Genomic DNA, 21,202 nt, shown 5'->3' on the forward strand with positions numbered 1-21,202 from the left:
CCTGCCCGGCCCGGGGTGGGGCGTTTCACCCGAGCGCGGGCTCCGTGACGAAATCGATCAGCCGCTCCACCGCGCCGATCAACGGCGTCTCCAGGTCCCGGAACCCCGACACCCCCGCCAACACCCGACGCCACCCCTCCCACGGCTCGCCCCAGCCCAGCGCCGCGCACACCCCTTCCTTCCACGGCACGCCGCGCGGTACCACCGGCCACGCCGCGATCCCCACCGACGCCGGTTTCACCGCCTGCCACACATCCACGAACGGGTGACCGGTGACCAGGACGTGGTCGTCGCGGATCGCGGACACCAGCCGCGACTCCTTGCTGCCCTCGACCAGGTGGTCCACCAGCACACCCAGCCGCCGTTGCGGGCCGGTGCCGAATTCGGCGATCCGGTCGGCCAGCACGTCCACCCCGTCCAGGGGCTCGACCACGACGCCCTCGACGCGCAGGTCGTGCCCCCACACGCGTTCCACCAACTCCGCGTCGTGCAGGCCCTCCACCCAGATCCGACTGTCGCGCGCCGTGCGGGCCCGCAGCCCCTCGACCTTCACCGAACCCGACGCCGTCCGCACCGGTTTCGCGGCGGCGGGAGCCGGGCGCACCAGCGTCACCGGCTGCCCGTCCACCAGGAACCCCGCCGGGCGCAGCGGGAACAGCCGGTGGCGGCCCTGCCGGTCCTCCAGCACCACCTGCCCGTGCTCGAACCGGACCACCGCGCCGCAGAACCCCGACGCCGGGTCCTCCGCCACCAGTCCCACCTCGGCCGCCACCTCGGGCACCGCCTTGCGCTTGCGGCCCGACAGCACGTCGCGGCCGTACTCGTGTGATCGCACGGCCGGCGACGTTACCCCGCCCCAGAATGGTCGAGCACGGGAATGGTCGAGCACGGGAATGGTCGAGCACAGGACGCCGCAGCGCGGCTACGCCGTGCGGTCGGCGCGCGACGGGTGGTCCGGGAAGAACCCGGCGTACACCTCGCACCACGCCGCCAACCGGTCCCCGTCCACCACCGCGGACATCCTCTCGATCCCTTCCCGCAGGTCGGGGGACGCGTAGGCGAAATCGACCGCGTCGGACGCCGGATCGCCCACGCACGGCCGCGGGTCGATCGCCACCAGACCCCGCGCGCCCGCGTCCAGCACGTTCTGAAAATGCAGGTCCCCGTGCAGCAACGTCGGCGTCACCCGGTCACGGGCCAGCCTCGCCGCCTTCGCGTGCGCCGCGTCGTGGTCGCCGGGGTACCGGGCGCGCAGCACGCCGAACACGAAGTCCACCCGCTCCGACAACGGCGGGAACCCCTCGGGCGCCGGGATGTGCAGCGCCCGCAGCACGTCGAGCAGCGCCGGGCCGTCGGACGCCGGCGTCCCCGGCTCCAGACCCTCCAGCAGCAGCGCGCCCCGCGCCGGATCCGCCTCCAGCACGCGCACCATCCGCGGCGACGGCTCCCACGCCCGCAACGCCGCGTGCTCCTGCACCGAGAGCCGCGGCTGCGGCGTCACCTTCAACACCACCGGCACACCCGCGCGCCGGCACAGCAGCGTGTGCGACGTGCCGCCGGAGAACGGCCGCACCACCTCCAGGCCCCAGTCCCGGCACAACCCCGCCACCAGCGACGGCAGCCCGTCCAGCCACGACCGCACCCCGGCGCCGAAACGCCGCACCATGCGGTCCTCCAACGTCGTCGCCATCACCTGTCCAACCTCAGGATGAACTCCTCCACGTCCTCGCCCCGCCCCTCCGCGAACCCCACGTCCTCGCCGACCGCGACGAACCCGCACTTCGCCAACACCCGCAGCGACCCCACGTTGTCCACCGCCGCCCGCGCGTACAGCGGCCGCAGCGGCTCGGACTCCAGAAACAGCGCCAACGCCGCCGTGGCCAGACCCTCGCCCCAGCGCGCCGGATCGATCCAGTAGCTCACCTCGGGCTCGCCGAACTGGGAGGACCTCAGCACGTGCCCCACGACCTCGCCGTCGAACACCACCGTGCGCGCCACCACCTGGTCGTCGGCCAGGATGCGCGCCCACCGCACCAGGAACGCCGCCCGGTCCGTCGGATCCGGCGGGGTGAACGCGGCCATCCACACCGCCTCCGGATCGCGCTGGTGCTCGAAGAACAGCAGCACGTCGGCCGCGGTCACCTCGCGCAGTTCGACGCCCACGCGGCAAGTAGACCGCAAATGGGCGGGTGCCAGAAGATCCCCCCGGAGGAGATCCACACGCGCGCATCCGCGCCGGTCAGAACGCCGGCCAGGGAATCGCCGGCCAGTCGTCGGACGGCGCCGGGTACACCCCGGCCGCCAGCAGCTTGTCCACCCGACCGCTCAACGCCCGCACCTCCGCGCGCGTCAGGTGCTCGTTCAGCCGGTCGGCCAGCCCGCCGTCCAGACACGACCGCAGCCGCCGCAGCGCCTCCACCGCGTCCGGCGGCAGCTCCTCGCCCAACCAGCCCCACAACACCGTGCGCAGCTTGTCGTCGGAGTGCAGGCAGATCCCGTGGTCCACCCCGTACACCCCGCCGTCCACCGCGTGCAGCACGTGCCCGCCCTTGCGGTCGGCGTTGTTCACCACCACGTCGAACGCCGCCATCAGCCGCACCCGCGGGTGGTCGGCGTGCACCAGCACCGCCGGATCGCCGTACCGGTCGTGCGCCCGCAGCACCGACCGCCACCCCTGCCGCACCTGGTCCACCGGGACGATGTCCACCAGGTCGTCGTCCTCGCGGGTGTCCACCCACAGCTGCACCATGCCCGACCCGAACGGCCCCGCGCGCAGCACCGTCGGCGGCACGATGTGCACCCCCGCCGCCTCCGACACCAGGTACGTCGCCACCTCGCGGCCCGCGAGCGTGCCGTCGGGGAAGTCCCACAACGGCCGCTCGCCGCGCACCGGCTTGTAGACGCACTGCGCGGTCACGCCGTCCAGGCTGATCTTGCAGAACAGCGTCGCGTTCGACGCGTCCACCAACCGGCCCTCGACCTCGATGCGACCGCGCTGCAGTAAGTCGAGCACCCCCTCGTCGCGCGGACCCACGTCCGGCTCAGCCCTCTTCCGCGCGACGGTAGCCGTTCTGCCGCGGGCAGACGTGCCCCTCCGGGTCCAGCGGCTCCGAGCACAGCGGACACGGCTTGCGGCCCGCCCGCACCACCCGGTCCGCGCGTTCGGCGAACGCCCGCGCCTCGATCGGGCTCAGGAACACCCGCACCGCGTCCGGGCCCTCCTCGGTGTCGTCGAGCACCACCGCCTCGTCGACCTCCTCCTCGGTGATCGCGAGCAGTTCGATGACCACCGCGCGGGACTCGGCGTCCCACCCCAGCCCCATCGTGCCGACCTTGAACTCCTCCTCGACCGGCACCTCCAGAGGTTCGGTGTCCCGGAGGTCCTCGGGTACCGCTTCGGGGACTTCCGCACCGAACCGCCGGTGCACCTCCTCCAGCAGCGAGCCGATGCGCTCGGCGAGTACGGCGACCTGTTGCTTCTCCAGCGCCACGCTGACCAGCCGGGCCTCCTCGGAGGCCTGCAGGTAGAACGTGCGCTCGCCAGGCTGCCCGACTGTGCCGGCTACGAACCGGTCGGGCTGGCGGAATACGTGGATGACGCGTGCCATGACAACGACGACCCTAGGCCACGCGAGCAAGATCGGCAGCCCGCCCCCCGGGTTTTCGTCATCTCCGTCGATCGGCGCCGACCGGCCCCGGACACCCCGATAGGGTCGGCCGCGTGGTGACGATCGCACCGTACGGAACGTGGACATCGCCCATCGGCGCGGCCGACGCCGCCGCCGCAGGTGGGGGGCTGCACTGGGTCGACCTGCACGACGGTCGGCCGTGGTGGGCCGAGGGACGCCCCGCCGAGGGCGGCCGGGTCGCGCTGGTGCGCGACGGGGAGGACCTGCTGCCGCCCCCGTGGAACGTGCGCAACCGCGTCCACGAGTACGGCGGACGGCCGTGGGTCGTGCTGGACACCCCTTCGGGGACGCGCGTGGCGTTCACGGACTGGGCCGACCAGCGGATCTACCTGTTCGACCCCGACGACCCGCACCCCGTGCCGCTCAGCCCGTCGCCCGAGCGCCACCACGGCTACCGCTATGCCGACCTCACCGCCGGACCCGGACACGCCGAGGTGTGGTGCGTGCGGGAGACCGTGACCGGCGACGCGCGCACCGACGTGCGCCGCGAACTGGTCGCGGTGCCGCTGGACGGCTCCCCGGTGCGGGTGCTGGCCGCCAGCCACCACTTCATGACCGGGCCCCGGCTCTCGCCCGACGGCCGCCACTACGCCTGGATCGGCTGGGACCACCCCCGCATGCCGTGGGACGGCTCCGAGCTGTGCGTGGCCGAGGTCGGCTCCGCCGAGTACCGGGTGCTGGCCGGCGGCGTGTCCGAGGCCGTGTGCCAGGTCGAGTGGGAAGTGCCCCCCGCGGACGCGGCCGATCGGGCGCCGGCGCTGTTGGCCCTCACCGACCCCGACGGCTGGTGGAACCTGTTCCGGATCGGTCTGGACGGCACGTCGAAGAACCTCGCGCCGTGCGCCGAGGAGCTGGGCGGGCCGATGTGGCGGTTGGGCAACCGGTGGTTCGCCGCCATCGGTCCCGGCCGCTACGCGGTGCTGCGCTCCGGCGCGCTGGCCGTGCTCGACGAGCGCAGCGGCACCGTCACCGACGTCGACGTGGACCTGCCCGTGTGGCACGCGCACCTCGCCGTGCACGACGGTGTCGTGGTCAGCGGCGCCGCCGGACCGCTGACCGAGTCCGCCGTGGTGTCGCTGGACCTGTCCACCGGGACGCTCACCGGGCACACCTCGGTCGAATCGACCCTGCCCGCGGAGTACCTGCCGGTGCCGGAGGAACGCGTGTTCACCGGCCCCGACGGCGACGTCCCCGCCTACGTCTACCCGCCGCGCAACCCGGAGTTCGCCGGGCCCGACGGCGAGAGGCCGCCCTACGTCGTGCACGTCCACGGCGGGCCCACCGGCCGGTCGGCGCCGGTGATGGACGTCGACCTGGCGTACTTCACCAGCCGCGGCATCGGCGTGGTGGCGGTCAACTACGGCGGTTCCACCGGCTACGGCCGGGCGTTCCGGGAACGGCTGCGCGAGCAGTGGGGCGTGGTCGACGTCAACGACTGCGCCGCCGTCGCCCAGGCGCTGGCCGACGAGGGCACCGCCGACGGCCACCGGCTGGGCATCCGCGGCGGCAGCGCCGGCGGGTGGACCTCGGCGGCGTCGCTGACCTCGGTGAAGACCTACCGGTGCGGGATGGTCGCGTTCCCCATCCTCGACCTGGTCGGCTGGACCGGCGAGGGCGGCGAGACCCACGACTTCGAGTCCCGGTACGTCGAAGGCCTGGTCGGGCCGTGGCCGGCGGCGGCTGACCGGTACGCCGAGCGGTCACCGTCGAACCGGGTCGACCGCCTCGCCGGGCCGGTGCTGCTGCTGCAAGGCCTGGAGGACGAGATCTGCCCGCCCGAACAGGCCGACCGGTTCGCGGGCGCGCTGGACGGCACCGGCATCCCGCACGCCTACCTGACGTTCGAGGGCGAGCAGCACGGGTTCCGCAAGGCCGAGACCATCGTCGCCGCGCTGCAGGCCGAGCTGTCGTTCTACGGGCAGGTCTTCGGCTTCACCCCGGAGGGCATCCCGGTCCTGGAGCTGCGCCGGTGACACCGGCCGCGCCGGCGGCGGCCGACGCGGTGGCCACCGCCGGCGCGGCCTCCGGCCGGCCGCCGCCGCTGAGGCCCGGTGACCGGGTGACCGTCGTCAGCCCCGCCGGGCCCTGCTCCGCCGAACTCCTCGAAGCGGGCACGGCGTGGCTGCGCAAATGGGGCCTGGACGTCCGGCTCGCCCCGAACGTCCTGGCCACCCACCCGACCCTGCCCTACCTCGCCGGCCACGACGCCGACCGCGCCCGCGACTTCGAACAGGCCTGGCTCGACCCGTCCACGGCCGGGGTCCTGTGCGCCCGCGGCGGGTACGGCAGCCTGCGCATGGTCGACCTGGTCGACTGGACCGCCGTCACCGCGCACCGCAAGGTGTTCCTCGGCTCCAGCGACACCACCGTCCTGCACGAGCGGTTCCGGCGGGCGGGCACACCCACCTGGTTCGGGCCGATGGTCGGCACCAGGGCGTTCGTCGAGGACACCGCCGCCCGCGAACGGCTGCGCCGGGCCCTGTTCACCGGTGTGTCGTCCTACGGCGGTGTCGGCATGGCGCCCGGCACCGCGCGGGGCATCGCGGTCGGAGGCACCCTCAGCCTGCTCGTGGACCCGCCGCCCGACGGCGCGATCGTCCTGCTGGAGGACGTCAACGAGGAGCCCTACCGGCTCGACCGGATGCTCACCGGCCTGCTGCGCTCCGGGTGGTTCGACCGGGTCGCCGGGCTCGTCCTCGGCTCGTGGGTCGGGTGCGGCGACGCGTCGGCCGTGCTCGCCGACCGACTGGGCGGACTCGGCGTGCCGATCGTCGCCGACGCCGGCTTCGGGCACTGCGAAGGCCAGCTCACCGTGCCGCTCGGCGTGCCGGTCGAGATCGACGGCGACACCGGCGCCGTCACCGTGGGCGGGTGAGAATCCACCCGCCCACCCAGCCCACCTGATCCGACCCACTCACAGACCGAACGCGAGCAGTACGTCACCGCCGCCCGGGTTCGGGTAGTCCGGCGCGTACCCCGCCTGCACGTACACCATCCCGTCGGCCACGACCGCCCCGCCGCCACCACCGGAGATCGTGCCGCCCCGACCCGGCAGCCCGTTGACGCCGGTGAAGTCCCGCACCGTGTCGTAGGTCCACAGCACCCGGCCGTCCCGCGCCGAGTACGCCCGCATCTTCCCGTCGTTGCTCCCTTCCCACACCACACCCGGACTGCTCGTCACCGCCGGCCCGTGACCCAGCGAGCAGATCTCCGGGTGGGCGGCCGCACCACCGGTCGTGCACCCGTCCGCCGGGTTGGGCGTCTCCCACAACACCCGCCCCGTGGCCGGATCCACCGCGAACAACTTGCCCGGATCGGCGAAGTACGTCGCGATGTACAGCCGCCGCCCGTCGAAACTCGTGCCCCACTGGATGCCCGAGATCCCACCGCTGGGCAGCGGGACACCCAGCTGCCGACGCCACACCACCTCGCCGGTCGCCGCGTCGAACACGTGGTAGACGCCCAGCTTCTGCCCGACCCCGACGAGCCTGCGCCCGCCCACGGTGAACAGGTTCGGCGTCGCACCGATGTCGTAGTCCAACGCCGAACCGTCCTTCAGCCCCGGGCAGTACCCCTCCGGATCGGGGCTGTTGCACAACCCGCGCCACGTGTCGGCCTTCGTGACCTGGTTGCGCCACTTCACCGCCCCGGTCCGGTGGTCCAGGGCCAGCATCGTGTCGAAATCACCCGCGCTGCCGGTGTAGTTCTGCCCGGTGCCGACGTACACCGTCCCGCTGTGCGGGTCGACCACCGGCGAACTCCACACCCCGGCCCCGGACGGCTCGTACCTCGTCGCCCCGCTCGGCCACGTGCCGACCGCCCGCGGCTCGGGCACGGTGTAGTGCCGCCACACCAACCCGCCCGTGCGCGCGTCGAGCGCGTCGACGTGGCCCCGGAACGTGCAGCACGGGTAGTTCGGGTCGTCGGTCGACCCGTCCGGGCTGTTGTTCGCGTTCTCCCCGCTGGACGTGCCGACGTACACCTTCCCGTCGTGCACGATCGGCGAACTGGTCACCGTCGCCGCCGGGTGCGCGTCGACCTGCTTCGCCCACACCACCCGACCCGTGCCCTGGTCCAGCGAGTAGACGAAACCCCGCAGATCCCCGAAGTACACCCGCCCACCGGAGACCGACGGGCTGTCCCACGGGATCGACGGCCGGGCACCGGGAACCACCCCGGAGAGGTCCGTCGTCCACCGCTCCGCGCCGGTCCCGGCGTCCCGGGCGTAGAACCTCCCGTCCGGCCCGCCGAAGTAGGCGACCCCGTCGACCACGGCGGGCTGGCTGCGCACCGGGGCCGACGACTCGGGGAAGGCGAACGCCCACTTCACCTTCAGGTTGTGCACGTTGCGCGGCGTGATCCGCCACTCCGCCGCCGCGTACCGCGACCCGGCCGCGTCCTTGGACCACGTCGCCCAGTCGCCCGACCGGTGCGGTGAGGCGGCCGGGGCCCCGGCCGCCAGCAGCACCACCGACGACACGGCCGCGACCAGCGCCACCGCCCGTTTCCCGAGTGCCCGTTTCGAGGCCCGTTCCGAGATCGGCATCCCATTTCCCCCTGCCACTGGTGAAAGCCTCTCCACCGTGGCAGCAGGACCCGGAACGCACGATCGGCGAAAGGACCGGATCACCTCGGGAAAAGGTTGACCCCGGCCGAGCCGATCGGTTGATCCGCCCTCACCGCGACAGGACTAGAGTGTGTCTCTTCGATCGGTTGGTCAGTTGATCGGATGTGTCCGTCCGGTTAGTGATCACTGATGCGATGTGGGATCGGATCGAGCCGCTGATGCCAGCCGATCCGGTCCGGGGACGGCGGTGGGCCAACCATCGCCGAACCCTTGAGGCCATCGCGTGGAAATACCGCACCTGCTCACCTTGGCGGGACCTGCCGGACGAGCTCGGCTCGTTCCAGACCGCCCACAAAAGGCTGATCAGATGGGCCGTGGACGGCACGTGGGAGCGGATCCTCGCCGCCGTCCTGTCAGCAGCGGATGACGGTGACGATGTCGGCTGGACCGTGTCGGTGGACTCCACCGTCTGCCGAGCCCACCAGCACGCCGCAGGCCGCACTCCACCTCGCCGCCATCCTCGTCTGGGCCCGGCGATAGGCCGCTGTCTCAGCGATCGACGACCCAGTGCGCGTCCGCGGGCCAGGATCCCGTGCTGCCGATGGCCACGGCGAGACTTGCCAGCACCGACCGCACACCCCTCGTCGCTCACCGAAGCCGACCGTCACGAGTTCTGCGTTTGACGACAACCCGGCACGGGGCTGCACTGGATTCATAGACGCTGCGGCGACTCCGTCTTAGGGAGAGCAACGATGACGACCATGGAGAGTTTCAACCTTCTGCAGCCGTACAAGATCGCCGAGGAGACGTTCGTCATCCCGTGGGCCCTCGAGGCCCCACCGGTCGGCCACTTCCCGATGAATTCGATGGTGATCCGGGGAGCCGAACCGGTCCTCGTGGACACCGGGGCGCCCGCAGTGCGCTCCCAGTGGCTGGAGGCAGCCTGGTCCGTCGTGGATCCCCTGGACGTACGGTGGATCTTCCTCACCCACGACGACCGCGACCACGCCGGCAACCTCCTGGCGGTCCTCGCGGCATGCCCGAACGCGACTCTGCTGACGACATGGTTCTCCATCGGCCGCATGGCCGAGGAGTGGGAGACCCCCATCAATCGGTGCCGCTTCATGACCGACGGCGACACGATCGACACGGGCGACCGCACCCTGGTCGCCAAGCGACCGCCCCTGTACGACAACCCCACAACCCGCGCCCTCTTCGACCCGAAGACCAACGTCCTGTGGGCCGTCGACACCTTCGCCACGAACGTGCCGACCCCCATGCCCGAAACGGCAGAGCTGTCGCCAGACGAATTCCGCGACGGCCAGTTCTTCGGCGGACGCCTGGTCTCCCCCTGGGTCGCCCTGCTGGACGCCCAAAAGTTCGGGACGGTCGTCACCGACTTCCAGCACCTGAACGCCGAGGTCATCGCCGGCTGCCACTGCCCAGTCCTGCGCGGCCCTCAGATCCCCGAGGCCTACGACCTCCTCCGCCAGCTCCCCGAAATCCCACCGTGGACAGAGTTCACCCAGTCCGACCTGGACCAGTGGATGGCGGTTGCCGAGAGCTCGGTTCCGCCGGAGCAGCCGCGGCCGTCGGGGACGTGAGCGGTGCCGCCGCGCGGCGTTGGGATTTGTTGCACTCCGGGCACCAAAGCGTGTGCTGGTGTACAGCTCCGTAGCCTCAGCTCATGTTCCGTGACGGTTTCGAATGCCGCTGCATCCTCTGCCATGACTCCGGCAGTCGCAGCCTCAGCTGTGGCTGCCGCCGAGAACACCGTCGAACGGTGCATCAACCGCCTCAAACAGTGGCGCGGCCTGGCCACACGGACAAACTCGTCATCGCCTACCAAGCCACACTCCACCTCGCCGGCATCCTCATCTGGACCCGACGCCGACCAAAGAGACAGAACCTAGCCTCCACCGCCGATCGCCGACAGATGGCCGCCGACGGAGATGGCCGTGCCACCCGGTCTCTGCTGTGACTGCGCGCCCCTCGCGGTAGTGCAGGAGCGCAGGTGATGGCGTGCTCGTACGATGGGGACAGGTGGCGTCCATGGAGATGCAGAGCGGGCTGCCTGTCGGGGTCGCAGCGTTCATCGGCCGTGAGCGGGAGCGTGCGAAGGTGGCCGACCTGGTCTCGCATGCCCGGGTGGTGACGTTGACCGGTTCGGGTGGTTGCGGCAAGACGCGGCTGGCGGTGGAGGTCGCCGGGGACGTGGCGTCGCGGTTCTCCGACGGGGCCTGTTGGGTCGACCTGCAAGGGGTGGGCGGACCCGGGCTGGTCGCACGGGCCATTGGCGGGGCGGTGGGCGTCCATGAGCGGCCCGGACAGGCGTGGACCGACACGCTCGCCGAGCAGCTCCGGGCGCGGCATCTGCTGGTCGTGCTCGACAACTGCGAGCACCTGGTGGAGGCGTGCGCCGATCTGGTCGGCCGGTTGTCGTCGGCATGCCCGCAGCTGCACGTGCTGGCCACCAGCCGCGTGCCGCTGGTGGTCGAGGGTGAGGCGACGTTCGAGGTCGCCGGGTTGCCGGTGCCCGACCCCGAGGCCGGGTCCGCCAGCGGCACGGTCGCGGCGGCGGACGCGGCGCGGCTGTTCGAGGTGCGGGCCCGGCAGGTGGCTGCGGACTTCCGGATCGATGCCGACAACGCTTCGGCGGTGGCCGAGATCTGCCGGCACCTGGATGGGATCCCGTTGGCGATCGAGCTGGCGGCGGCCCGGGTGCGAGTGCTGGCGCCGGGGCAGATCGCGACCGGGCTAGCGGACCGGTTCGGGTTGTTGACCGGCGGGGTGCGTGGGGCGCCGGCACGTCAGCAGACCCTGGCGGCCTCACTGGACTGGAGCTACGACCTGCTCGACGACGTGCAGCGATTGGCGTTGGCGAGGCTGTCCGTCTTTGCCGGGTCGTTCGAGCTGGATGCTGCCGGGGCGGTGATAGCCGGGGAGGGGATCGACCGAGGCGACATCCTTGACCTGGTCGCTGGGCTGGTCGAGCAATCGATGGTGCAGGTCACCCGACGCCACGGCAACGCCCGCTACCGACTGTTGGAGACGATCCGGGTGTATGCCCGGCAGCGACTGTCTGAGCTGGACGATCCGGATCGGGTGCGTGGCCGCCATCTGGAGTTCTATGCCGCGTTGGTGGGACGGGCGCACGCGGGTCTCACGAGTGGGCAGCCTGAGCCCTGGGTGGCGCGGCTTACGGCCGATCTCGATGACCTGCGCGCCGCGATGGATTCCGCGGTGGCGGCGAAAGATCTTCGGGCGCTCGTGGACCTGACCGAGCGGATCGTCCGCTTCTGGTTCGAACGCGGCCTGTCCCGGGAGGTGCGTCAGCAGCTGCACGACGCGGCCGCGGCACCGGGTGTCCCCGACGACGAGCGCGTGCGGGGGTTACAGGCTGCGGCAGCTCTGGCCTTTGCCGGTTGTGAGCCTGCCAGCTGCCATCGCTCGGCGAGTCAGGCGGTCGCAGCGGCACGCGCCGCTGATCTGGGCGGTGCGCTCGCCGTCGGGTTGGCTCACCGCGCCCTGTCAGGGGTGCTGGCGGGGTTGTCGACCAGTGAGCAGGTGGACACTGACGTCGAGCAGGCGCTCGACCTCGCGAAGCGGTGCGGGGATGCGTCGACCCACGCCCACGTCCTGCAGTTCGCGGGGGCAGCGCTGCTGCACAGCCGCTCGATCGACGCCGGCTACCTGCTGTTCCAGCAGGGTGTGCAGGTGTGTGAGGCCAACGACCTCGTGTTCCACACGCCGGCCGCCTACGCGGGCCATGTGGTGTGGTCGGTGTGGTCAGGGCGGCTCGATCGGTCACACCGACACGCTCGACATGCCGTCGAACTCAGCCGGCAGGTCGGGCGTCCCGGGTGGGAGGCGGTCGGGCTCACCGGGCTTGCCGCAGTTGCGGTCCTGCAAGGCGATCGCGTCCGGGCGCAGGAGTGGCTGTCCGAGGCACGGGCGGTACTGGGACCACGAGCCTTCGAGGGGACCCAGTACGGGATGTGGTTGCGTCACTGGCTGGCCCTGTCGGCCTACGCGTCCGGCGATCTGGACGCTGCTCGGGCCACGGCCGAGGAGGTCGTGCGGATCGGCCGTGGTGGCGGCAGCCGTTTGGATGAGGCGATCGGCGAGTGGCTGCTGGGCATGGTTGCGCAAAGCCGGCAGCGCCTCGACGAAGCGCGAGGACACCTGGAGGCCTGCCGCGCAGTGTCGACCGACCCTGGGCTCCCCCAGACGCTGGGTCGGTCGTTGCTCGGCCTCGCGGAATTGGCGCGAGATGACGAGGACCTCGACGAGGCGTGGGAGCGGGCACACGACAGCCTGGGGATCCTTGACGACTACGGCGACCGGGTCGGGGCCGCCTCGGCGCTGGAGAGGATCGCCGACCTGGCCCTCGCCGTCGGCGAGACCGAACGAGCCCTGCGCCTGCTGGCATCTTCGCAACGGTTCCACGCCGAGTCGGGCATCGTCCGACTCGGCGTGCAGGCCAAGCGCTTCGATCGCGCCCGCAACAGCGCGCAGGCCGCGCTGGACCGCGCCGATGCGACCGCCTGCTGGGACGCCGGCAGCCAACTGTCGCTGGCCGATGCGGTGGCCTATGCCCGCCGCGGACGCGGTGAGCGTCGCCGCCCGCGGATCGGCTGGGCATCGTTGACTCCCGTGGAGCGTGACGTCGTGCAACTGGTCGCCGAAGGCCACAGCAACGCCGAGATCGGTCAACGCCTGTTCATCTCCGTCAACACGGTCAAGAAACACCTGTCCCACGTCTACGCCAAGGTGGATGTCGCGGGCCGCGCGGAACTCGCGGCACAGGCTGCTCGCCGCGATGTGCAGTAGCACCCTCAACCGTCGAAACGTATCCGGTCGGGTGACGTTCTCCGTCGTCTCCTGCGTGATCGTTGCGGGTATGGCCACCTGAGACGAAGGAGACAGCGATGAGCAGCCAACGCACCCACTACGTGACCACCACCGACGGCGTCACCATCGGTGCGACCGTGCACGGCCACGGGTCGCCGCTGGTGTTCCTGCAAGGGGCCGTGGGCGATGGGGACATCGACTGGAACCGGGTGGTGGAACACCTGGCCGGCCGGTTCACGTGCCATCTGCCGAGCATGCGCGGCCGCGGCCTCAGCGGCGATCACCCCGACCTCGGTGTCCGACGGCAGATCGACGACGCGCTCACCTACATCGACAGCATCGGGGAACCGATCGGGCTCGTGGGCTGGTCCGGTGGCGCCGGCCATGCACTCGGCGTGGCAGCGCACTCCGACGCGGTCACGTCGGTGGCTCCCTTCGAGCCCGGGGTGCTCAGCCTGGCGGACCAGGAGGCGCAGGTGTTGATCGGTAACGCCCTCGCCCGCACGGGCGAACTGGCCGCCGAAGGCGACTTGACGGCTGCGGTTCGCGCGTTCCTCGGTTTCCCCTTCAACGACGAAGAGATCGCCGTGGCAGATGACGCCGGCTACTGCGAAGCCGCAGGGCGCTACGTCCCGAAACTGCTCAATCTCCTTCAGCAAGTGATGGAGTACGGAGACCCCGCCACTGATCCGGCTGTACTCGGCGCGATCTCCGCTCCGGTGACGGTGTTGCTCGGATCGGACACCAAGCCCTTCTTCGCCGCCAGCGCCCGGTACGTGGCCGACCACGTCCCCAACGCGCGGGTGCAGGAGGTCCCCGGCACCGGGCACGCCGCCCCCCTGACCCATCCCGAGGCGCTCGCCGCGGCACTCATCGAGTTCTTCACACCGACGCACCAGCCGGCCTGACCGCCGTCGGACCACGACGCGGGACAGGACGCGTTCGTCGGCGGCCTCGACGAGCTCGTTGACCAGCTGGGCGGTGGTCACGTAGCGGACCCGTCGGCCCTGCTCACAAGCGGCGAGCCCGAGACCTGCCAGCGGGTGGGACTTGCCGGTGCCGGAGTCGCCGAGCAGCACGACGGGTTCCCCGGCGGCCGGGTAGCCACCGGTGGCCAGCGCGCCGAGGGGAGCGGCCGGACGGTCAGTCGGTGGCCGGCGAACCGGGCCGGGACCGAGTAGAAGTTCTGCCTCACCGACACCCGAGCTCGATTGTCCACCCGCGCCGAGAGCAACCGGGCCGTGTCCAACCGCTCACCCGGGAGCGGCATCAGCTTGGGTTGCTCGAGAAGACCCCGACTTCGGAATTACTCGTCTAGGCGAGGCTCCCGGGCGGTGCCGGACCGTCCTGCAGCCTCCCGTCCCGGGGCGTCCGGTCATCACGTGGCGTCGGGTTGTCCCGCAACGTCTGGGTGTCGCGTCGCACCTCCTCCGCCCGGTCGCTGACGGCCTGGATCTCCTCGGCCAGGTCGGGGCTGGTCGCCCGCACCCTGCCCAGGGCCGCCGTCAAGGGCCCGAGCAGCGCCACGGCGTCGTCCTCCGCCAGCGCCTCGCGGACCACCACGTCCACCCGGCCCACCTGGCCGGCCAGGCTGCGCAGGGACGCGGCGTTGTCGCGCGCCCACTGCGACACCGCGCGGTCGGCCGCCCGCTTGTCCCGCTCGGCGCGCACCCGCCCCTCGGCCGTCGCGCCCAGTTCCGACGGGCGCAGCCTGAGGTACCGGCGCTCGGCGGCCTGCCGACTGGCCACCCCGAGCGCGGGCGCGAGCTCGGCCCAACTCGTGCCCAGATCGCGCGCCGCGGCGATCAGCTGTGGTTCCCATCCGGCCAGTTCGTCACGCAGCCGCCGCAGGAGGACCAGCGCGGACAACACCTGCCCCGCACTGAGGTCGTCGTCCCCGGTGGCCGCCTCTCGGACGGCCTCGTAATCTCCGATCGCCATGACGTCAACTTACCGATGACATTCGGTGTTGTCAACGGAATGACGACATGGTAGAACTGGTGTCGGCAGCGCATTGACCCCACAACCAGGAGGTGTTCCCGATGTTGATGCGCACGGACCCGTTCCGCGAGCTCGACCGGCTGGCGCAGCAGTTCTTCACCGGACCGGGCACCTGGTCGCGACCCACGCCCATGCCGATGGACGCCTACCGCGCCGGGGACGAGTTCGTGGTGGAGTTCGACCTGCCCGGTGTCACGGCGGACGCGATCGAGCTCGACGTGGAGCGCAACGTGCTCACCGTCAAGGCCGAGCGGCGCCCGCACCGCACGGAAGAGGTCCAGGTGCAGCTGTCCGAGCGGCCGCTGGGCGTGTTCTCGCGCCAGCTGTTCCTCGGCGACTCGCTCGACACCGACCGGATCCGGGCCGACTACGACTCCGGCGTGCTGACGCTGCGCATCCCGATCGCCGAGAAGGCGAAGCCGCGCAAGATCACCATCGGCCAGACCGGCGGCGCACCGAAGGAGATCAACGCCTGACCACCGACCGCCGTCGGCTCCCGGACGTGCACCGGGTCTACGGCAGGTAGGCCCGGTGCACGTCGTCCACCGACCACAACCACCGCGAAGCCCCGACCGGTAGGGCGGACACGTCGCTGCCCGCCACGGCGCCCAACTGGTCGAGCAGCGGCCGGTCCACCACGCTCACGGACCGCTCGCATGAGCGGAAACCGGTGGCTCGCGCCAACCGATTTCCGCGAGGATCGCCGGTCATGCGACCTGCACAGGGGGAAGTGCTGCACTTCTCGGAAGACCCGACGATCACCCGGTTCGAGCCGCACGTCGCGGCGACAGCACGGCAGCCCGGGGCCTACGTCTGGGCCGTCGACCACGGGCGGTCACCCGACTACTGGTTCCCACGCCAGTGCCCGCGCGCGATGACGTGGGTGGAGCCGACCACCAGCGCCGAGGACCGGGCGTGGCTGGGTGCCGAGCGGGTGCACGCGATCGAGTTCGGCTGGCTGCGCCGGATGCAGACGACGCGCCTGTACGCGTACCGGTTCGACGCCGGGGCGTTCCGGCCGATCGGCGATCCGCCCAACGCGCACGTCGCCACCGAACCCGTCGAACCGCTCGGCGAACCGGAGCCGGTCGGAGACCTGCTGGCGTTGCACGAGGAGGCCGGGATCGAAGTGCGGCTGATGACCAACCTGTGGCCGTTCTGGCGAAGGGTGGTGGGCAGCACGTTGGGTTTCAGCGGTATCCGACTGCGCAACGCCGTGCCGGAACCCGCGTGACGGCGACCGGCGGGCTGAACGCGCGGGACAGGGCGGCTGCTCGACGGACTCGGCTCGTTGACACCGGGGTCAGCGGAAGTCGGCGGCGTGGTCGTGAGCCCACTGCTTGAACTTGAGGCCTGGGCGGCCCAGGACCTGCTCGATGTCCGGGGACACCCAGTTGTTGCCGTCGGGGTAGCGGCCCATCTCGAGGAACCAGCCGATGACATCGGGCGGGTAGATGTCCCGCCACAGGTCACGGGCCTGTTCCGGGGTGAGTTCCACGAACTCGACGTCACGGCCGATGGCCTCGCCGATCATCCGGACCGCGTCCCGGCGCCGCACCGGTTCGGGGCCGCTGGGCTGGTAGGTCCGGCCCGCGTGCCCGTCCTCCAACAGCGCCTTCACGATGACCGCGGCGATGTCGTCCTCGTGCACCATCGTGCTGTTCCAGTCGCCGAACGGCGCCCGCACCTCGCTCCCCGCCCGGATCGACGGCGCCCATTCCCGTGTGTTGGCCATGAACTCGGCGGGGAACAGGTGCGTCCACTCCATCCCGGACGACTCGATCGCCCGGTGGAACACCCGGTGCCAGGACTCCAGCGGATCGTCGTCGGGACGGCTCGGGTCGTTGTGCCCGAGGTGCGTCAGACGCCGCACTCCCGACTGCACCAGCACGTCCACGATCGCGGGGCCGTCACCCTCCATCGACACCAGGTGCACCCGCTCCACCCCGCGCAACGCCGGTGCCAGCGACGACGGGTCGGTGAAGTCACCGGTCACCACCTCCACTCCGGCCGGCAGCCGGGCCGCGGCCGGATCGCGGGTCAGCGCCCGGACCGACCGGCCCGCGTCGAGCAGGCGGCGCACCACGCATCGTCCGACGGTGCCGGTCGCACCGGTGACCAGAATCGGCATCATTCCTCCTCGTGAAACTCGGGGCATGACTCATAAGCCCTGGTGAGGGGCTTGACGAGGCAAGTCGGCGACTGAACGGAGGATGCCGGGAGAAATACCGGATTGTCAAACGCGAACAGCGCGTTCACGTTTTGTGGAAATCAACGCCCGAGGCGGGATCGCCGTGGTACTCGATGCCGGGCAGCGGTCCGGCGAGCATCTCCAGGTCCGGGCCCTGATCTGGCGGCACATCTCCAGCGCGGCCCCGAACTCCGGGCACACCCGGACGCGGGTGGACACCTTCTCCGCGAAGGTCTTGTCGCGGCTGGTGCCGTGCGCCTCCAGGACGTCGAGCTGGGACCGGAGTTCCTGAGTCAGGTCTGAGCAGCGGGCGTAGCCGACCCTTCCTGATAGGGGTCCGCCGGGCTGCCCGGCGGGTTCTTCCCAGAAAGGGGTCGTTTATGAGAGGTGGCTTAAAAAGCTGCATGTGATGCACGGGAGATCCGCGGAGGTATCCGTGTTTGGGGCAGGCGGAGGCCGGCGATTGGCGGGACGATGGGTTGGATCACCACCGGAACGAACGATCTCGGCGGGTTCCTGCGCAGCAGGCGTGAACGCTTGACGCCGGCGGCAGCGGGCATCGAGCCCGGCGCTACTCATCGGCGAGTCCGGGGGCCGTGCAGGGAGGAACTGGCCGAGCTCGCCGGGTCAGTGTCGGCTACTACACGCGACTCGAGCAGGGCGTCAGCCGTAGCGCTTCTGCCGCGGTCATGGACGCGCTGGCCGCGGCGTTGCGGCTCGATCCTGCCGAGTACGAACACCTGCGGACCCTCGCCGCTCCGAGACGACCGACTCGGCCTCGTGCCTGGCGAACCAAGCTGAGGCCGTTGGTGCGTGAGCTGCTCGCCGCGATGCCTGGGACACCAGCGATCGTTATCGATCATCGCGCTGACGTCCTCGCGTGGAACCGCCTCGGTCACGCTCTGCTGGCCAGCCACGTCGACTTCAACGCCCCAGACACGCAAGTTCGGCCGAACGTCACCCGAATGCTGTTCCTCGACCCGCACCACCGTGCGTTGTACCGCGACTGGACCGCCAAGGCGCAAGTCACCGTCGCAGCCCTGCATCAGGCGGTCGCACGGCACCCGACCGACCCGGAGCTCGAACAACTCGTTGGCCAACTCGCAGTCGACAGCCCAGAGTTCGCGCGAGCGTGGGCGCGACGCCCGTCCGAATCGCGCGTCTCGGCACACCTGACGCCGACGCACTCACATTGCTGGCACAGACCCTCGATCGACGCCGCTCGCCAGGAAACCCGTCTCAGAAGGAGAACGCACGATGAGGATCATCGTCGGCGTCGGCGGCACCATCGGACGACGATTGGTGCCCGCACTGCGATCCAACGGCCACGACGTTGTCGTGGCCGGTCGCACCTCGGGCGACGTCCACGTCGACCTGACCTCACACGCAACCATCGAGGCCATGTACCGCGAGGTCGGGGCGGTCGACAGTGTCGTGAGCATCGCAGCGCACGGTGCGCTCGACGAGTTCAAGACGCTGACATCAGACGCGCTGCACGAGAACATGCGAGCCAAGTTCTTCGGGCAAGTCGATCTGGTTCTCACCGGCCAGCACCACTGCGCCGACGGCGCATCCTTCACCCTGACATCGGGAATCTTCGCCGACCACGCATGGCCGCACGTCACTGGCGGCGGCGTCATCAGCGGCGCGCTGCACAGCTTCGCCCTGTCGGCCGCAATCGAACTACCGCGGGGTATGCGGATCAACGTGGTCAGCCCCACGATGATCGGCGACTCCGTCGCCACCTTCGACGAACACTTCCCCGGCATGCGTCCGGTACCGATGGACGAACTCGTCGACCACTATCTGCACTGCGTTGAAGGCGACGACACCGGCAGCATCATCCGCGCGTATGGATGACCGCGCTACTCGCCCCTGTCGGGCACGCTGCGCGATGCACGCCTCTGAACAGGCTTCGGGCTGTTTGCGGGCTTCCGGGTTTACGGGCGCCACTGGCAGCCGCCCTGACCGAGCGGCACTGGAGCCGCCGACGGATCGGTGTCAGAAGAGGGTCGCGTACGCGCGGCGGCCGGTACCCGGTCGGGCCGAGTTGGGCGAGTCCGCCTTCGATGTCGACGGTGCCGAAGAGCCGATCTCCGGGAACTCCCACAGACGCTCCAACGGATCTGGCCCACATAACGTGAAGGTCACGGCAAGAGGTGTGGACATTGGGCTTCCAAGTCGGAAGGCAGCTCGCTCCGAGCCTCGGATCCGTACGCTCGCCAAGCAGCAGATCAAGATCAGGCCGTAACCCTGCACGTTATGCGGACCAGAACGAGATCCACTTCGGGTTGACACGGCCAGTCGGCGCTCCCGCCGCCCGCTACGGCCGCGCGTCGCTGTCCATGCGGTAGCTCCCTGCACTACTCGGCAGTGCGAAGTAGAGCGCACCACCTTCGTTCTCGACCCGGATCCCGAGGCCGGCCAGGAACTCCTCGGCGGCAAAGGCCTGTCCCGCCACAGGTGCCACGTAGGCTCTGCCGTCCTCGTCCTCACAACAGGTGGTGGTGTCACAGACCGCCCATAACCCCGCCATGATCCCGGCGAGTCCCTGGTCGACGCAGGACTCCTTGCCATGGGCGCGCACATGGACCTGACGGTGCCGCACGGCCACGAGGCCGCCGTTGACCTGCTTGCACGCGTCGCACAGCGGATAGGGGCCGAGGACCACCTCGTCCGGCGCGGCCTGCTCGGCCACATGCCGCGTCCACGTGGTCAGGCACAGGTCGCGGTTGCGCAGCAAGTCCGCGAGGACGGTCTCGTACCGGCCGGGTTCGTCCCGGTCCAGCCGACGGCGGAGCCGGATGGCCTCCTCGGTGGCGTGCAGGCCTTCCTCGAATCGTCTCGCGTCGATCAGGAGCGCACCGAGGTTCTGCACGCAGCGGGCGAGATCGGGAAGACGTTCGTCCGGCGAGCCGGCGGACAGACGCCGCACGATCCGCACGGCGCGCTCGGCGACCGGCACCGCCTCCTCGAGGCGGTCACACTCGGACAGACAGATGCCGAACTGGTCGAGCGCATTGGCGTAACGCGGTTCGAACCGCTCAGGGTCGCCGGGCATGAGCCGCCGGTAGAGATCGACCGCTTGCTCCGCAGCCGACAGCGCGTGCTCCCAGCGGCCGAGCTCGGCGTGCAGGAGGGACCGGGAACGCAGCGCTGCGGCGAGGTTGGGCTCGAACCGGGCCGACTCCCCGTCGGCCCGGCGCCGGCAGACCTGCACCGCCTCGGCGAGAGTGGCCAGTGCGTCGTCCGGCCGCCCCGCCTCGACCTGCCGTTGCGCGAGCAGGAGCAGGACCGACGTGAGGTCGTGCTCGTATCGCGGGGACCGGGCAGCCAGCCGGCGGGCACGCACCGCCATCTCCTCGGCACCGGACAGATCCCGCATCGCCCAGCGGACCAGCTTGTCAACCCAACGACGGGCCAAGGTGTCCTCCCAGCGATTCCGATCGGTGACGCCGTTCGGCGCGCAGACCGAGACAGGCGCTCAGGACATTGTGCGCGCAGCCTTCCGATCTCGGCGAGGAGTCGCTGGGCATTCGAAGATGTCAGCTTCCGCGCGCCGATACTGTGGCGAATCTCCAGAAGTGGCACCGAGGGTTGCGGTGCCCCATCACTCGCCGCCAGGGTGTTGTCCGATCCGATCGAGCTCCACATCGGCCAGTTCTCCCCGGCTGGCCGTGTCAGCGTTACTTGGTCCTGGTCCGCATAACGTGCAGGGTTACGGCCTGATCTTGATCTGCTGCTTGGCGAGCGTACGGATCCGAGGCTCGGAGCGAGCTGCCTTCCGACTTGGAAGCCCAATGTCCACACCTCTTGCCGTGACCTTCACGTTATGTGGGCCAGATCCGCTCCAACTCCTCGTCCGCGGACACCTGCGCCGACAACCACAACCCCAACCCC

20 protein-coding genes and 3 pseudogenes are annotated in these 21,202 nt (G+C 70.8%); 11 read left to right on the forward strand and 12 right to left on the reverse strand.

Annotated features, from left to right (window positions below):
- Positions 1 to 25: 25 nt before the first annotated feature.
- The 5 genes from ALI22I_RS23970 to ALI22I_RS23990 all read right to left on the reverse strand — a co-directional run bounded on the left by ALI22I_RS23970 (position 26) and on the right by ALI22I_RS23990 (position 3,608).
- Positions 26 to 835, reverse strand: coding sequence for a DUF3097 domain-containing protein (locus ALI22I_RS23970; RefSeq protein WP_077007792.1), 810 nt, complete (start codon positions 833 to 835; stop codon positions 26 to 28).
- A gap of 87 nt (positions 836 to 922) precedes the next feature.
- The gene (locus ALI22I_RS23975) at positions 923 to 1,690 is read right to left on the reverse strand and encodes an aminoglycoside phosphotransferase family protein (protein ID WP_143532395.1); all 768 of its coding nucleotides are present in this window, start codon (positions 1,688 to 1,690) and stop codon (positions 923 to 925) included.
- The gene (locus ALI22I_RS23980; RefSeq protein ID WP_077007794.1) at positions 1,690 to 2,163 is read right to left on the reverse strand and encodes a GNAT family N-acetyltransferase; all 474 of its coding nucleotides are present in this window, start codon (positions 2,161 to 2,163) and stop codon (positions 1,690 to 1,692) included. Before ALI22I_RS23980 ends, ALI22I_RS23975 begins: the two co-directional genes overlap by 1 nt.
- Before the next feature lie 76 nt (positions 2,164 to 2,239).
- A complete protein-coding gene (locus ALI22I_RS23985; protein WP_077007795.1) occupies positions 2,240 to 3,034 on the reverse strand; it encodes an SCO1664 family protein in 795 nt (264 codons plus the stop codon).
- A gap of 7 nt (positions 3,035 to 3,041) precedes the next feature.
- Complete coding sequence (locus tag ALI22I_RS23990) at positions 3,042 to 3,608, reverse strand: DUF3090 domain-containing protein (RefSeq protein WP_077007796.1); 567 nt, start codon at positions 3,606 to 3,608, stop codon at positions 3,042 to 3,044.
- 113 nt (positions 3,609 to 3,721) lie between these two features.
- On the opposite strand from ALI22I_RS23990, the gene ALI22I_RS23995 reads away from it, so the two are divergent.
- The gene (locus tag ALI22I_RS23995) at positions 3,722 to 5,662 is read left to right on the forward strand and encodes a prolyl oligopeptidase family serine peptidase (protein WP_077007797.1); all 1,941 of its coding nucleotides are present in this window, start codon (positions 3,722 to 3,724) and stop codon (positions 5,660 to 5,662) included.
- Entirely contained in the window at positions 5,659 to 6,564 is a 906-nt protein-coding gene (locus tag ALI22I_RS24000; RefSeq protein ID WP_238598534.1) for a S66 peptidase family protein, read from the forward strand. Before ALI22I_RS23995 ends, ALI22I_RS24000 begins: the two co-directional genes overlap by 4 nt.
- Before the next feature lie 39 nt (positions 6,565 to 6,603).
- Here the strand turns inward: ALI22I_RS24000 and ALI22I_RS24005 are convergent, their stop codons facing one another.
- Entirely contained in the window at positions 6,604 to 8,235 is a 1,632-nt protein-coding gene (locus tag ALI22I_RS24005) for an outer membrane protein assembly factor BamB family protein (protein WP_077007798.1), read from the reverse strand.
- Between the two features lie 215 nt (positions 8,236 to 8,450).
- Here ALI22I_RS24005 and ALI22I_RS55640 point away from each other — a divergent pair, with 215 nt between their 5' ends.
- The 4 genes from ALI22I_RS55640 to ALI22I_RS24025 all read left to right on the forward strand — a co-directional run bounded on the left by ALI22I_RS55640 (position 8,451) and on the right by ALI22I_RS24025 (position 14,018).
- Complete coding sequence (locus ALI22I_RS55640) at positions 8,451 to 8,939, forward strand: transposase (RefSeq protein ID WP_443216958.1); 489 nt, start codon at positions 8,451 to 8,453, stop codon at positions 8,937 to 8,939.
- Between the two features lie 69 nt (positions 8,940 to 9,008).
- Positions 9,009 to 9,860, forward strand: coding sequence for an MBL fold metallo-hydrolase (locus tag ALI22I_RS24015; protein WP_202971057.1), 852 nt, complete (start codon positions 9,009 to 9,011; stop codon positions 9,858 to 9,860).
- 448 nt (positions 9,861 to 10,308) lie between these two features.
- A complete protein-coding gene (locus tag ALI22I_RS24020) occupies positions 10,309 to 13,089 on the forward strand; it encodes a LuxR C-terminal-related transcriptional regulator (RefSeq protein WP_143532396.1) in 2,781 nt (926 codons plus the stop codon).
- 122 nt (positions 13,090 to 13,211) lie between these two features.
- Entirely contained in the window at positions 13,212 to 14,018 is an 807-nt protein-coding gene (locus ALI22I_RS24025) for an alpha/beta fold hydrolase (protein WP_179118335.1), read from the forward strand.
- 36 nt (positions 14,019 to 14,054) lie between these two features.
- On the opposite strand, the pseudogene ALI22I_RS54765 reads toward ALI22I_RS24025, so the two are convergent.
- The 3 genes and pseudogenes from ALI22I_RS54765 to ALI22I_RS24035 all read right to left on the reverse strand — a co-directional run.
- A pseudogene (locus tag ALI22I_RS54765) lies at positions 14,055 to 14,228 on the reverse strand (ATP-binding protein); the annotation flags it as partial.
- 29 nt (positions 14,229 to 14,257) lie between these two features.
- Positions 14,258 to 14,380, reverse strand: a pseudogene (locus ALI22I_RS55645) (Mu transposase domain-containing protein); the annotation flags it as partial.
- A 44-nt stretch (positions 14,381 to 14,424) separates the two neighbouring features.
- Positions 14,425 to 15,051, reverse strand: coding sequence for a hypothetical protein (locus ALI22I_RS24035; RefSeq protein ID WP_077007802.1), 627 nt, complete (start codon positions 15,049 to 15,051; stop codon positions 14,425 to 14,427).
- 101 nt (positions 15,052 to 15,152) lie between these two features.
- Between ALI22I_RS24035 and ALI22I_RS24040 the strand changes: the two genes are divergently transcribed.
- Complete coding sequence (locus ALI22I_RS24040; RefSeq protein ID WP_077007803.1) at positions 15,153 to 15,587, forward strand: Hsp20/alpha crystallin family protein; 435 nt, start codon at positions 15,153 to 15,155, stop codon at positions 15,585 to 15,587.
- Positions 15,588 to 15,624: 37 nt separating this feature from the next.
- Here the strand turns inward: ALI22I_RS24040 and ALI22I_RS54770 are convergent, their stop codons facing one another.
- Entirely contained in the window at positions 15,625 to 15,756 is a 132-nt protein-coding gene (locus tag ALI22I_RS54770; protein ID WP_274522996.1) for a hypothetical protein, read from the reverse strand.
- 64 nt (positions 15,757 to 15,820) lie between these two features.
- Here ALI22I_RS54770 and ALI22I_RS24045 point away from each other — a divergent pair, with 64 nt between their 5' ends.
- On the forward strand, positions 15,821 to 16,345 hold the full coding sequence (locus tag ALI22I_RS24045) for a DUF6886 family protein (protein ID WP_077007804.1): 525 nt from the start codon (positions 15,821 to 15,823) through the stop codon (positions 16,343 to 16,345).
- A 69-nt stretch (positions 16,346 to 16,414) separates the two neighbouring features.
- Here ALI22I_RS24045 and ALI22I_RS24050 read toward each other — a convergent pair whose 3' ends face one another.
- On the reverse strand, positions 16,415 to 17,245 hold the full coding sequence (locus ALI22I_RS24050; RefSeq protein ID WP_238598535.1) for an NmrA family NAD(P)-binding protein: 831 nt from the start codon (positions 17,243 to 17,245) through the stop codon (positions 16,415 to 16,417).
- A 160-nt stretch (positions 17,246 to 17,405) separates the two neighbouring features.
- On the opposite strand from ALI22I_RS24050, the gene ALI22I_RS55650 reads away from it, so the two are divergent.
- The 3 genes and pseudogenes from ALI22I_RS55650 to ALI22I_RS24065 all read left to right on the forward strand — a co-directional run bounded on the left by ALI22I_RS55650 (position 17,406) and on the right by ALI22I_RS24065 (position 19,162).
- The gene (locus ALI22I_RS55650; protein WP_443216959.1) at positions 17,406 to 17,594 is read left to right on the forward strand and encodes a hypothetical protein; all 189 of its coding nucleotides are present in this window, start codon (positions 17,406 to 17,408) and stop codon (positions 17,592 to 17,594) included.
- Between the two features lie 397 nt (positions 17,595 to 17,991).
- Positions 17,992 to 18,477: pseudogene (locus ALI22I_RS55655) on the forward strand (MmyB family transcriptional regulator); the annotation flags it as partial.
- Positions 18,478 to 18,559: 82 nt separating this feature from the next.
- Positions 18,560 to 19,162: a short chain dehydrogenase gene (locus ALI22I_RS24065; protein WP_077007805.1), complete on the forward strand. Its 603-nt coding sequence runs from the start codon at positions 18,560 to 18,562 to the stop codon at positions 19,160 to 19,162.
- 463 nt (positions 19,163 to 19,625) lie between these two features.
- Here ALI22I_RS24065 and ALI22I_RS24070 read toward each other — a convergent pair whose 3' ends face one another.
- On the reverse strand, positions 19,626 to 20,660 hold the full coding sequence (locus tag ALI22I_RS24070; RefSeq protein ID WP_179118336.1) for a tetratricopeptide repeat protein: 1,035 nt from the start codon (positions 20,658 to 20,660) through the stop codon (positions 19,626 to 19,628).
- Between the last annotated feature and the right edge of the window lie 542 nt (positions 20,661 to 21,202).

The sequence above is a fragment of the Saccharothrix sp. ALI-22-I genome, from assembly GCF_001984175.1.
Taxonomy (GTDB): Bacteria; Actinomycetota; Actinomycetes; order Mycobacteriales; family Pseudonocardiaceae; genus Actinosynnema.

Coding starts and splice junctions, on each gene's coding strand:
- ALI22I_RS24035 (WP_077007802.1), bottom strand. CDS start 15,051: ATGGCGATCGGAGATTACGAGGCCGTCCGAGAGGCGGCCACCGGGGAC.
- ALI22I_RS24050 (WP_238598535.1), bottom strand. CDS start 17,245: ATGATGCCGATTCTGGTCACCGGTGCGACCGGCACCGTCGGACGATGC.
- ALI22I_RS24040 (WP_077007803.1), top strand. CDS start 15,153: ATGTTGATGCGCACGGACCCGTTCCGCGAGCTCGACCGGCTGGCGCAG.
- ALI22I_RS23975 (WP_143532395.1), bottom strand. CDS start 1,690: ATGGCGACGACGTTGGAGGACCGCATGGTGCGGCGTTTCGGCGCCGGG.
- ALI22I_RS24020 (WP_143532396.1), top strand. CDS start 10,309: ATGGAGATGCAGAGCGGGCTGCCTGTCGGGGTCGCAGCGTTCATCGGC.
- ALI22I_RS24015 (WP_202971057.1), top strand. CDS start 9,009: ATGACGACCATGGAGAGTTTCAACCTTCTGCAGCCGTACAAGATCGCC.
- ALI22I_RS24005 (WP_077007798.1), bottom strand. CDS start 8,235: ATGCCGATCTCGGAACGGGCCTCGAAACGGGCACTCGGGAAACGGGCG.
- ALI22I_RS24065 (WP_077007805.1), top strand. CDS start 18,560: ATGAGGATCATCGTCGGCGTCGGCGGCACCATCGGACGACGATTGGTG.
- ALI22I_RS24070 (WP_179118336.1), bottom strand. CDS start 20,660: ATGGCGGTGCGTGCCCGCCGGCTGGCTGCCCGGTCCCCGCGATACGAG.
- ALI22I_RS23990 (WP_077007796.1), bottom strand. CDS start 3,608: ATGGCACGCGTCATCCACGTATTCCGCCAGCCCGACCGGTTCGTAGCC.
- ALI22I_RS55640 (WP_443216958.1), top strand. CDS start 8,451: ATGTGGGATCGGATCGAGCCGCTGATGCCAGCCGATCCGGTCCGGGGA.
- ALI22I_RS24045 (WP_077007804.1), top strand. CDS start 15,821: ATGCGACCTGCACAGGGGGAAGTGCTGCACTTCTCGGAAGACCCGACG.